Here is an 11,843-nt window from a genome sequence, read left to right as displayed (position 1 = left end):
CTTTACAAGAAGAGGATGAGTATCTCTCATCCTCTTACTCTTTCTATACTTTACTTCTCTGGCTTTTCACCAATCCATTTTTCATATAATTTATCGTATTCTCCATTTGCTTTCATCTCTTTTAACAAATCATTAATTACCTTTGTTAAATCTGTTGCTCCTTTTTGAACAGCAATTCCATACGGTTCATCCGTGAAAATTTTTCCAACAACTTGATAATTTGCATCTTGTTTTGCCATACCGTATAAAATCGCATTATCTGTTGTAAGGACATCACCTTTCCCTGCTTTTAATGCTGTAAATGCTTCACTATAATTTTCAAATTCTAGCACCTTTGCTTCTGGTGATTTTTTACGAATATTTTGGGTAGAAGTTGATCCTTTTACCGCCAATACTGTCACACCGCTTTTCACATCATCAATACTCTTGATTTTGCTCCCTTTTTTCACAAGTAACGACTGTCCTGCTTTAAAATATACATCTGAAAAATCAACTTCTTTTTTACGCTCTTCTGTAATTGTCATCGTTGCGATAATCGTATCAATATCGCCGTTTTTCAACATTGGAATACGTGTTTTAGACGTCACTTCTTTGAATTCTACTTTACTCTCGTCTCCTAGAATTTTTTTCGCAAGCGCTTTGGCTATATCAACATCAAACCCTTCTACCTTCCCTGTTGCAGGGTCTTTCAATCCAAATAAGTTTGTATCATTCTTAACTCCGACTACTAATTTCCCACGCTTTTTAATTTGATCTACCACTTTTCCGCCCGAAGTTTCTTTAGAAACTTCTTTGGACGTTTCCTTCCCGCAACCTGCTACGATCAGAGTAAATAAACATGAAAATACAATTAAAACGAACAGTTTCTTCATCTTAAACATAAAACCCCTCCTCTAATGGTTCAACACTCGACTTAAAAATAATCGTGCTCTTTCTTGCTCTGGGTTTGCAAAGAAGTTCACTGGCTTTGTATCTTCAATGATTTGTCCTTCATCCATGAATATAATACGATCTGCTACTTCACGTGCAAATCCCATTTCATGGGTCACGACAACCATCGTCATCCCTTCCTTTGCTAAGGTTTTCATAACATCGAGCACTTCACCAATCATTTCTGGATCAAGTGCAGAAGTTGGCTCATCGAATAACATAATTTCTGGTTTCATTGCTAATCCCCTTGCGATTGCTACCCGTTGCTGTTGTCCCCCTGATAATTGCTGCGGATACACATTCGCTTTCTCTGGAATCCCTACTTTTTGCAAATAATACATTGCTGTTTTTTCCGCTTCTTCTTTTGAGATATTATTTACTTTTATCGGTGCAAGTGTAATATTTTGGAGCACTGTTTTGTGTGGATATAAATAAAAATGCTGAAATACCATTCCAATATTTCGGCGTAATTGATTCATATCTGTTTTCGGATTATGTACTTCCACATCTTGTACGACTAATTCTCCTTCTGTAATTGTTTCCAATTGGTTAATGCAGCGGAGCAATGTACTTTTTCCAGACCCTGATGGTCCAACAATTACAACTACTTCACCTTTTTGAACTTGTAAATTAATATTTTTTAAGACTTGAAAGCTACCATAAAACTTATTTACATTACGAAAGGCAATCAATTCGCTTCCTCCTTTCTTCTCTATTTCTATCGTATTTTAAATTGAGGCGATTATTTATAAAGTGAAATTTCTCTGCTTCAAATTTTATTCGGCCATGCAGACATAAATTCCCATTATTTGAACAATAACGAGCAGATATACTGCCCGTTATTGTTCTACAAGTACCTTATTATGACACTTCTTCTTTCTTATCTTTTCCGTATTCATGCTCCCAAAAATCAGCATTTTTGATTCCTAGCTTCTTTGGATCAAATACAGGATCTTTCCCTTCTTTTTTCTGCTTTTCATAGTCTTTCAGTGCTAGCAGTGCCGGTTTTTGTAAAAGTAAGATTGCAATGATATTGACCCATGCCATAATCCCTACACCGATATCACCAAGAGCCCAAGCAGTTGCTGCTGTTTTGACACAGCCGTAAAATACAACGCCTAAGAAAACAATTTTTAAAACAAGTGACATCCATGGACGATCTTTATCACGATTTAAATAAGTAATATTCGTTTCTGCAATGTAGTAATACGCCATAATCGTTGTAAAAGCAAAGAATAATAGGGAAATTGCAACGAAACCGTTTCCAAATCCAGGAAATACAGATTCAACTGCTGCCTGTGTGTACCCTGGTCCTGGTTCTGCACCATTCAATTTATTTACAATGAAATTTTTTCCGCTTGCATCAAATACGTTATACATGCCTGTAATAATCATCATAAATGCTGTTGCTGAACAAACAAATAATGTATCAATGTAAACGGAAAATGCTTGCACAAGGCCTTGCTTTGCTGGATGAGATACTTCAGCAGCAGCAGCAGCATGTGGCCCAGTTCCTTGACCTGCTTCATTCGAATAAATACCACGTTTTACTCCCCAAGAAATTGCTAAACCGATAATCCCTCCAAAAGCAGCTTCTAATGCAAATGCACTTTTTATAATTAACATAAATGCTTCAGGCAACTTTTCAATATTCATAAACACAATTACGCAAGCAACAAGTATATATCCAACCGCCATAAATGGCACAACAACCTGTGCTACGTTAACGATACGCTTAACCCCACCAAAAATAATAAGTGCTAATACAACAACTAATACTGCTCCTGATACAGATGTATTAATACCAAAAGCTGTTTCCAAACTCAAGGCAATACTATTCGCTTGCACACCTGGGAGTAACATTCCTGTTGCAAGAATGGTTGCAGCGACAAACACGAGTGCATACCACTTAACCCCTAATCCCTTTTCAATATAGTAAGCCGGGCCACCACGGAATTGACCTTGATGCTTCGTCTTGTATATTTGAGCAAGTGTCGATTCCACATAAGCAGATCCTGCCCCTAAAAATGCTACAGCCCACATCCAAAAGACAGCTCCCGGACCACCAAATGCAACCGCTGTTGCTACACCAGCAATATTCCCTGTTCCAACGCGCCCAGATAAAGAAAGTGCTAACGCTTGGAAAGAAGAAACACCTGCTTCTGATTTTTCTCCTTGAAATGTAAGTCTCACCATTTCACCTGCATGCCTAACTTGTAAAAATCTCGTTCGAATTGAAAAATATAAACCTACTCCTAAACATAAATAAACAAGTGCGGGACTCCATACAATATTATTTAGCCAAGTAACGAAAGCTTCCAATCTATTCCCCCTCCTTTTCATTTTATAAAGAATATTCAGAATATATAAAAATTATAAAGGTATCTAAAGTCTATGACAATATTATTTTGATAAAACAAACATATTTTTGTATAAAAAAACAAAGTATATATTCGATCTATATACTTTGTTGCGTTGCATGTGTATTATATATTCACAATTGCTTCCTGCTTTATAATTCTTACATAAATGGCATCTGCTAGTTTTTGAAAATGTACTGGCATTTCTTTTCCTTTGAATTTTTTCTGAATCGTACCATACAAACCAATATCACGAAGTCGTAAAAATAGTGGTAGCGATTCATACCAACTTTCCTCTAATTGATGTTCTAACTCGTATCCTTTTCGTAATACTTGCAGTTGTTTACGTGCAAACAATGTTTTCTCTTGTTCAGTCCATGCGGTTGAAAGAACGGAATAATAGATAACCATCGCCAAATCATGAATAAAGTAATTATAAGTCGCGTCATCAAAATCAAAAATCGTTAGCTCTTTCCCATCATAATGAAAATTCCCTTGATGAATATCACCATGCATAAGACCAAACGTTCTTTTTTCCATTGGAAGGGCCTTTATCTCTTCCATTAATATATAAGCTATATTTTTCACCTTTTCGTCATCCAACTCATCAATAATTGCTTTTTCTTCTACTTCCCACGTATCTCGATATTTCGTTTTTGGATAATCAATTGTAAGACGATGAAGTTGACCAATTGCTTTTCCCCATGCTTCAAAAAGGGGATCGCCCCAATAAATAGATGTTTCGCCCTTTACTCTTTCACCCGTTGCATAGGTAAAAAGAGAAACATAAAAAAATGTTCCATCTACTGCTTGTATTACTTCTACAAGTTTTTTAGATTTTGAATAATATGGCGCTGCAACCTTAGCTCCGTTCTCTGCAAGATACCGTAAAAAATCTAATTCTGCTTCTACTTGCTTTTCAGATCGATGTGAAGAGTGCGTTAATCTTAATACGTAAGATACTCCGCTTTCATCCTTTGCATGAAAAATATAATTTTCAAAATCACCTAGCGGATTTTCTTCAACTGTAACATTAAATCTTCTTGCAGCTTCTTCTAAAATTTTATTGGTAAAAACTCGTTCTACAGCTATTTCCATATGTAGCCCTCCTTTATGTATCTCTATATTTAATTTACCATAAATATGGAAAATACTTCTATGAATATAATTAAAAAACTCTGCCTCTACCTAGAAATAGAATCTACATCTTTCAAAACAGTCCCTTCTTTCTTGTAGAAAATATATTTCCTCTATTATCCAACAAAAAAACGGAACTGGTAAAATGGAAGAACTTCCACTAGCCAATCACCGGCTGTGTACTAGGCCTAAAAAGGCAAGACACAATACTAGTATAAAACAACTTCCATAAATTGACTATTCATCAAATGATGTAATTGTACATACCATTGAACGTAACCTTTATAGTACAAAAGATATATAGTGGTGTTTTAAATTAAAAAGAGGTTGTATGTTATAAACATACAACCTCTTTTTTCAATCATTTAGTAAGTCTATACACAATGGATTCATACGGTCTAAGGATAAGCTTTCTAATATCTTCACCAGAATCCTCATAATTTGATAATAATACTTCTTGCTTCATTCCAGTTAACTGAACCTCATCTGGTACGGAATATGTGATTGTTTCCCCATAAAAATTATTTACAACCAACAATACTTCATTATCTAATGTGCGTGTATACGCCCAAATATTTGGATGCTCTATATCTAAAACTGCATATTTACCTTCTGTAAGAACGTCATATGTTTTTCTAAGTTCAATTAGCTTTTTATAATGATAGAACACAGACTCTTTATCCTGTAGCGCTTTTTCCACATTTATTTCTTTTGCATTCTCCGCAACTGAAATCCAAGGTGTACTTGTTGTAAAACCACCATTCACTTCTCCATTCCACTGCATAGGCGTGCGCGAATTATCACGAGATTTTTGTTTCAGGATACCTATAATTTCTTCACCTGACATCCCTTGCGCCTTCTTCATCTTATAAATATTTAAAGATTCTACGTCACGATACTTACTAATATCATCAAAGTCCGGATTCGTCATCCCAATTTCTTCACCTTGATAAATATAAGGTGTCCCCTGTAACATATGCATCGCTGTTGCTAACATTTTTGCAGATTCATTTCGGTGCCGTTTATCATCACCAAAGCGAGAAACAATACGTGGTTGATCATGATTACACCAAAATAATGCATTCCAGCCGCCACCCTCTTGCATCTCGGTTTGCCACTTCGACATGATTTCTTTTAATTTCAAAAAATCAAAATCCGCTTCCGTCCACTTGTCACCATTTGGATAATCTACTTTTAAATGGTGAAAGCTAAATGTCATACTTAATTCCTTCCGCTCTGGATTCGAATACTTGACACAATTCTCAATTGTCGTAGATGACATCTCTCCGACTGTAATCACATCTTTTCCTTCAAACACTTCACGATTCATCTCTTGTAAATATTCATGAACACGCGGTCCATCTGTATAATATTTACGTCCGTCGCTTGTAGCCGATGTTCCTTCATCATCTAAAAAATGCTGTTCTTTTGAAATTAAGTTAATGACATCCAGCCTGAATCCTCTAACACCTTTTTCAAGCCAAAAACGCATCATGTCGTATACTTCTTCTCGAAGTTTTTCATTTTCCCAATTTAAATCAGCTTGTGTTTTATCAAATAGATGTAAATAATATTGCCCTGTCTCTTCATCATATTCCCAAGCCGAACCGCCAAATTTAGATTGCCAATTATTCTTTTCATCACGCCATATATAAAAATCACGGTACGGGCTATTTTTATCTTCACTCGCTTCTTTGAACCATTTATGCTCCGTTGAGCTATGATTTACAACGATATCAAGCATAATATCAATCTCACGTTTTTTCGCTTCTGCTAGTAGCTCTTCAAATTCCTCCATCGTTCCATAAGACGGATCAATAGAATAATAATCACTTACATCATAGCCATTATCATTTTGCGGTGATTGGTATACCGGTGTTAACCAAATGTAATCCACTCCGAGTTCTTTTAAATAATCTAGTTTCTCTGTGACCCCTTTTATGTCACCGGTCTCTGTGTTGTAGTAACTATTAAAGCTTTTCGGATAAATTTGATAGACAACGCTTTTATGCCAATCTTTCATACTAAACTGCCTCCTACTTCTGTTTTACTCGTTTTGCAAATAACCATGTTAAAACAAATGGTACCACTACTGCGATTATCATCCCAACAACAAACATTGGAATCGATTTCGGAATGATAGAAATAAATGCTGGTAACCCACCAATTCCAATCGCTGGTGCTAATACACCATTTAACGTGATAAATACTGCTGCAATTGCCGATCCCGTAATAGCTGCATAAAACGGAAATTTATTTCGTAAGTTTACGCCAAACATCGCTGGCTCCGTAATACCGAAATACGCCGAAATCGCTGATGTAGACGCCATACTTTTATCATTTTGATTTTTGGAAATCCAAAACATTGCAAGCGCTGCACTACCTTGCGCAATGTTAGAAAGTGCAATCATTGGCCAAATAAATGTACCACCATTTTGCGAAATTAACTGTAAATCAATCGCAATAAACATATGATGCATACCTGTAATGACTAACGGTGCATACAATGCGCCAAATAATACTGCCCCCAAAGCAGGAACTGTTTCATATACACCAACTAAACCAGCTGTTAATAAATCGCCGATATGACGTGTAACTGGACCAATGACTCCTAACGCTAATACACCAGTTACAACAATTGTTGTAATCGGAACAACTAATAATTGAATCGCATTTGGCACACGTTTTTTCAGGAAAATCTCAACTTTACTTAAGACAAATGCCGCTACTAAAATCGGTAAAATTTGTCCTTGATAACCTACTTTTTCAATTTGGAACAATCCTAAAATATTGAAGTACTCAATTTTTTGTCCCTCTAGCCCTGCAGCTGCTTTTCCATAATTCCATGCATTTAATAAATCAGGATGTACTAACATAAGTCCCATTACGATACCAAGTATCGGACTGCCGCCAAAACGTTTCGTTGCTGACCAGCCAACAAGTGCTGGTAAGAATACGAATGCCGTATTGGCCATCATATTAATTAAATCCCACAGTCCCCCTAAGTTTGGGTATACTTCTAATAAATTTTTGCCATCAAAAAATAAATCCTTTGCACCTAATAAGTTATTAATTCCCATTAATAAACCAGCTGTTATAATCGCCGGTAAAATCGGCATAAATACGTCAGAAAATACTTTTACAAACTTTTGAAGCGGATTTAATTTTTGATTCCCTGAATCTTTTACATCTGCTACCGTGGATTCTTTCATATCTGCAAGCGTTATCAATTCAGCATATACACGATCTACATCTCCTGGACCAATAACGATTTGAAATACCCCAGCGTTATGAAACGCACCTTTTACTAAAGAAATCGATTGCAGTTTTTCGCTATCTATTTTACTTTCATCCTTCAAAGCGATGCGTAGTCTTGTTACACAGTGCGCTGCTTGTTCAATATTTTCTTTCCCACCAATATATTGCAGCACTTCTTCTGCTATCTTACGATAATCCTTCCCCATATTCCGTCCCTCTTTTCTTTTTTTGATACCGTTTACAAATACATATTAACTCGTATATATAAGTTAGTCAACACTCGTATATACGAGTTGGTGAGGTTTTTTTCATTTGTTCTCAAAATATACAAAATAAAGAGATGAAACACTGCACTGTTTCATCTCTTTATTTTCTCCGCGCCACATCAGAAAAATGAAAAATATCTAAACGGTGACGTGATTCTGTATATTCAAATTGACTACCATCATAAAGATGCGTAAAGTTTTTTACAACAACAACATAATCTGTTCCATTCAAATCCAAATAATTCCGATCATCATCTGTACAAGGTTGCACTTCAATAACACGCTGTGCATAACTAATATGTAATCCTAATTCCTTCTCAATGTATTTATAAATCGATTTCTCAGCAATTTCTTTCGTTAATCCCGGAATATGTTCAGATACGAAATAGTTTACATCTAGAATCACGTTTTCCCCATCAATATTTCGAACACGTTTAATATGATCTACCTTCGTTTTCGTCTTTACATTTAATAATTTAGCCATTTCTTTCGGTACTAACAATTGTTCCATCTCTACAACACTTGTTATACATTGGCGCCCTAAACGTTCATTTTCCTCTTGAAAACTCACAATACCACCAAAGTTAAATTCAATATTTTTTCGCTTTAAAACAAAAACGCCTTTGCCATGTATTTTCTGTACATATCCACGTTCCTGTAATAAATCGACTGCTTTCCTTACAGTCCCTCTACTTGCTTCATACTGCTTCATCAATTCTGTTTCAGATGGGATTTTACATCCCTCTTTTAATTTACGATTATCAATTGAATCACTTATCTCCGTATAGATCTGTTCATACTTACTCATCATTTTGAATAACCCCTTGTCACCTTCTATTTCTACTTGTATTATAGCATGATAGAAAATCATTCCAATCTCTCACTTATTTTCCAATACAAGAAAGTATATATAAATATTTAGTCATCAATCCGCATTTTTATAAATTTTTTTCATATTTTTCTTTTCATTCTAAAAAACATGTAGTATACTAACTTCAAAATCAGAGGAGAAAGGGAGCAAAGAACTATGCTTACAAATAATACAACTGTAGTTACATTTGCACAAAAACATCATCATCATACGTAAACCCTTGAAACCTAGCGGAAAAATTCACGCGTAGGTACAAGGGTTATTCCCATTGTACCTACGCTTTGGCAAAGAGCCATGTAGGTATTTTTTATCTACATGGCTCTTTTTTATTTTCAAAAAACGTTAGTAAAAAGATGATGAATAAGCAAAACTACTACAAAGGAGATAGACAAACATGGAAACGAAAAAATGGGGTTTATGGATTTTAACAGCATTTGTTGTGGGAAATATGGTTGGCGGTGGCGTATTTATGCTCCCAGCAAATTTAGCGCAAGTATCAGGTCCAATGGGATCGACGCTTGCATGGACGATTACAGGACTTGGTGTATTTATGATTGCACTTGTATTCGGAAACCTTGCAGTGCGTAAACCGGAGTTAAAAGCTGGCCCACAAAGTTACGCACAAGCAATGTTTACCTCTCAAAAGGCAGGTAAAGTTGCTGGATATAGCATGGCATGGGGATACTGGGCTGCTAACTGGGCTGCAACTGCTTCTGTTATTATTTCCTTTGCAGGATATTTGTCTACATTCTTCCCAGTTTTACAAAGTAAGCAAGTTCTTTTTTCACTAAACGGGTTTTCATTAGAACTTGGAAAAGGTTTAACATTTGCTGTATGTAGCATCATGCTATGGGGAATTCAATGTATCCTTTCTCAAAACATCGATAGAGCGGGCAACATGAATCTCCTTGCAACGATTGCAAAGATTATCGGATTTACAATGTTCATCGTCATTACATTATTTATTTTTAACGCCTCTAATTTTGGTGATGGCCAAACATTTATGAATGAGGCTGGACAATCGATTCCATTAGGCGGACAAATAAATGCTGCTGCTATTGCAACTCTTTGGGCATTTATAGGAATTGAGTCAGCAGTTATGCTGTCTAATCGCGCAAAATCACAGCGTGATGTGAAAAAAGCAACGATCTTTGGATTAATTATTGCACTTCTTATTTACATGGCAATTACCCTACTCACAATGGGTGCTCTTCCGCAAGATGCTTTAAAAGAATCACAAAAACCATTGGTGGATGCATTAAACCTAGCAATTGGTAATAAAGGTGCTTACATTATGGCACTACTTGCACTTGTATCATTATTCGGATCTACTGTAGGGTGGATTGTTGTTAGTTCAGAAGTACCTTATCAAGCAGCGAAGAATGGACTTTTCCCTAAGTTTTTTGGAAGAACAAATAAAAAAGGAAGCCCTTCAAAATCATTGCTTGTTACAAATATTATGACTCAAATTTTCTTATTTTCAACAATCTCTGGCACTGTTTCAGAAGCATATAATTTTGCCATTGTTGTTGCAACTTTAGCCTATTTAATTCCATACCTTGTTTCTACCTTGTATCAATTAAAACTAGTTGTTACAGGAGAAACATATGATATAACACCAGGATCTCGAGTAAAAGATGGAATCATTACCTTACTTGCATTTCTATATTCCATTTGGGTTATTAAAACTGGAACAGCTGATTTGAAAACATTTTTCTTAGGAATTGGATTATTTGTATTAGGGCTTATTCTTTATCCAATTTTGATGAAAAATTCGTCTACTCCCGCTTCAGAACAACCAAATAACAAAGCAAGCTAATACGAATACAAAAGAAGCTGTGAGAACCCTCCAAATACATTGGATTGTTCGCTCACAGCTTCTTTTATTTCTTGAATACTTATTAATTACTTTTATGTTGCTCCATATGATACTCTTTTCGAGTTAATAGAACCAAAGAAAGTCCTCCCATTAACGTAAACCCAAGTAAAATGGTCGCTACTAATTGTTTATTTTTGAAATGTATTGTATATGCATTCCACATAGAGCGGACATGAAGCACTTTTTTCTTAGAGTTCATTGGAGTACTACAGATGACCGTAAGAATCCCAAGTAGTCCTAATGCGACTCTCCATGAAGATAAATCCGTTGCAATACCGATAAAAATATGACCAGTCATACCTCCAATCTCATTACCACAAATATAGAACCACAAAAACATACGATTTAATGATAAACGTCATAAAAATAAAAAAAGCAGACTGCAATCGTCTGTTTTTTACCATAGTTTTTTGTATGCTTACCTACGTCTTTTATTAAAATCCGCCATATGGAGAATATGGATACTGCGTTGGATAGGTTACTGGGTAAGACACTGGATATGGCGCTGGATAGGTTACCGGATATGGTGCTGGATAATATCCGCCACCGCTCGTTAAAGCTCCTGCTGTAAGTCCCCCTACCAAACCACCCGCAAAACTTCCTGGAAAAAATGTGCTTCCTCCCCATGAGCTACCACCCCATCCGCCACCATGATGATGACCGCTATGATGATTGTGATGATATCCTCCATGATTTCTTATGTCATGCATTTTATCTTCATCCCCTTTTATACTGATTATTTACTACTATACGCAGAACAAATGAGGAAAACATGAGTACTTGTTCTTCCGCGTTCATCAATATGTGCTGTATGAATAATAAGGATAGTCCTGATAATCCGTATAGTATGGATAATCTGAGTAATATGGATAACCATATCCACCATAACCAAAAGCAGGGCTAAGTAACGCACCAGCTACAAATCCTGGAAAAAAACACCACCAAAAAACGGTGGACGTCCAATGCCTCCGGAAAATCCGGCATGACCAAACCCACCAAACGGACGACTTACTCCGTTCATATCATTCACACTCCTTTTCATACAAAAAATGGAACAATATACCTTATGTAGGACAAATGCGGAAGGCATGGGCAAAATGTCTAGATTGGTACAAAAAAATAAAACGTTTTATAATAGAAAT

General features: G+C 35.9%; 10 protein-coding genes and 1 pseudogene. 1 reads left to right on the top strand and 10 read right to left on the bottom strand.

All coding sequences use genetic code 11. The features are described 5' to 3' along the window. Nucleotides 1–50: 50 nt before the first annotated feature. The 7 genes from C568_RS0114405 to treR all read right to left on the bottom strand — a co-directional run bounded on the left by C568_RS0114405 (nt 51) and on the right by treR (nt 8,762). Complete coding sequence (locus C568_RS0114405) at nt 51–881, bottom strand: glutamate ABC transporter substrate-binding protein (RefSeq protein ID WP_003195227.1); 831 nt, start codon at nt 879–881, stop codon at nt 51–53. A gap of 12 nt (nt 882–893) precedes the next feature. Further along, the gene (locus C568_RS0114400; RefSeq protein ID WP_003195229.1) at nt 894–1,622 is read right to left on the bottom strand and encodes an amino acid ABC transporter ATP-binding protein; all 729 of its coding nucleotides are present in this window, start codon (nt 1,620–1,622) and stop codon (nt 894–896) included. Between the two features lie 169 nt (nt 1,623–1,791). Further along, nucleotides 1,792–3,252: an alanine/glycine:cation symporter family protein gene (locus tag C568_RS0114395; protein ID WP_018781942.1), complete on the bottom strand. Its 1,461-nt coding sequence runs from the start codon at nt 3,250–3,252 to the stop codon at nt 1,792–1,794. A gap of 164 nt (nt 3,253–3,416) precedes the next feature. Continuing rightward, nucleotides 3,417–4,388 (bottom strand): phosphotransferase enzyme family protein, encoded by a 972-nt coding sequence (locus C568_RS0114390; protein WP_018781941.1) that lies wholly within the window; start codon nt 4,386–4,388, stop codon nt 3,417–3,419. Between the two features lie 400 nt (nt 4,389–4,788). Then, nucleotides 4,789–6,450, bottom strand: coding sequence for an alpha,alpha-phosphotrehalase (gene treC, locus C568_RS0114385; RefSeq protein ID WP_018781940.1), 1,662 nt, complete (start codon nt 6,448–6,450; stop codon nt 4,789–4,791). A gap of 13 nt (nt 6,451–6,463) precedes the next feature. Beyond that, nucleotides 6,464–7,891 carry a PTS system trehalose-specific EIIBC component gene (gene treP / locus C568_RS0114380; RefSeq protein ID WP_018781939.1) on the bottom strand — a complete coding sequence of 476 codons (1,428 nt, stop codon included), beginning with the start codon at nt 7,889–7,891 and terminating at the stop codon, nt 6,464–6,466. Nucleotides 7,892–8,051: 160 nt separating this feature from the next. After that, on the bottom strand, nt 8,052–8,762 hold the full coding sequence (gene treR, locus C568_RS0114375; protein WP_006093523.1) for a trehalose operon repressor: 711 nt from the start codon (nt 8,760–8,762) through the stop codon (nt 8,052–8,054). A 454-nt stretch (nt 8,763–9,216) separates the two neighbouring features. On the opposite strand from treR, the gene C568_RS0114370 reads away from it, so the two are divergent. Next, complete coding sequence (locus tag C568_RS0114370; RefSeq protein WP_018781938.1) at nt 9,217–10,641, top strand: amino acid permease; 1,425 nt, start codon at nt 9,217–9,219, stop codon at nt 10,639–10,641. Between the two features lie 82 nt (nt 10,642–10,723). On the opposite strand, the gene C568_RS30845 is transcribed toward C568_RS0114370, so the two are convergent. The 3 genes and pseudogenes from C568_RS30845 to C568_RS31940 form a co-directional block, all read right to left on the bottom strand. After that, nucleotides 10,724–10,999 (bottom strand): hypothetical protein, encoded by a 276-nt coding sequence (locus C568_RS30845; protein ID WP_018781937.1) that lies wholly within the window; start codon nt 10,997–10,999, stop codon nt 10,724–10,726. Nucleotides 11,000–11,135: 136 nt separating this feature from the next. Beyond that, nucleotides 11,136–11,411 carry a hypothetical protein gene (locus tag C568_RS0114360; RefSeq protein WP_018781936.1) on the bottom strand — a complete coding sequence of 92 codons (276 nt, stop codon included), beginning with the start codon at nt 11,409–11,411 and terminating at the stop codon, nt 11,136–11,138. Between the two features lie 87 nt (nt 11,412–11,498). Then, nucleotides 11,499–11,722 (bottom strand): annotated as a pseudogene (locus tag C568_RS31940) (hypothetical protein). Between the last annotated feature and the right edge of the window lie 121 nt (nt 11,723–11,843).

Origin of the sequence: Bacillus sp. 95MFCvi2.1, from assembly GCF_000374965.1 — a bacterium.
Classification (GTDB): Bacteria; Bacillota; Bacilli; order Bacillales; family Bacillaceae_G; genus Bacillus_A; species Bacillus_A pseudomycoides.
The sequence above is the reverse complement of the archived record's forward strand: the minus strand, read 5'-3'. Positions and strand labels throughout refer to the sequence as shown.

What these genes read in the sequence shown, in the direction of transcription:
- C568_RS30845 (WP_018781937.1), bottom strand. Translation starts at nt 10,999, where the DNA reads ATGACTGGTCATATTTTTATCGGTATTGCAACGGATTTATCTTCATGG.
- C568_RS0114390 (WP_018781941.1), bottom strand. Translation starts at nt 4,388, where the DNA reads ATGGAAATAGCTGTAGAACGAGTTTTTACCAATAAAATTTTAGAAGAA.
- treP (WP_018781939.1), bottom strand. Translation starts at nt 7,891, where the DNA reads ATGGGGAAGGATTATCGTAAGATAGCAGAAGAAGTGCTGCAATATATT.
- treR (WP_006093523.1), bottom strand. Translation starts at nt 8,762, where the DNA reads ATGATGAGTAAGTATGAACAGATCTATACGGAGATAAGTGATTCAATT.
- C568_RS0114370 (WP_018781938.1), top strand. Translation starts at nt 9,217, where the DNA reads ATGGAAACGAAAAAATGGGGTTTATGGATTTTAACAGCATTTGTTGTG.
- treC (WP_018781940.1), bottom strand. Translation starts at nt 6,450, where the DNA reads ATGAAAGATTGGCATAAAAGCGTTGTCTATCAAATTTATCCGAAAAGC.
- C568_RS0114360 (WP_018781936.1), bottom strand. Translation starts at nt 11,411, where the DNA reads ATGCATGACATAAGAAATCATGGAGGATATCATCACAATCATCATAGC.
- C568_RS0114405 (WP_003195227.1), bottom strand. Translation starts at nt 881, where the DNA reads ATGTTTAAGATGAAGAAACTGTTCGTTTTAATTGTATTTTCATGTTTA.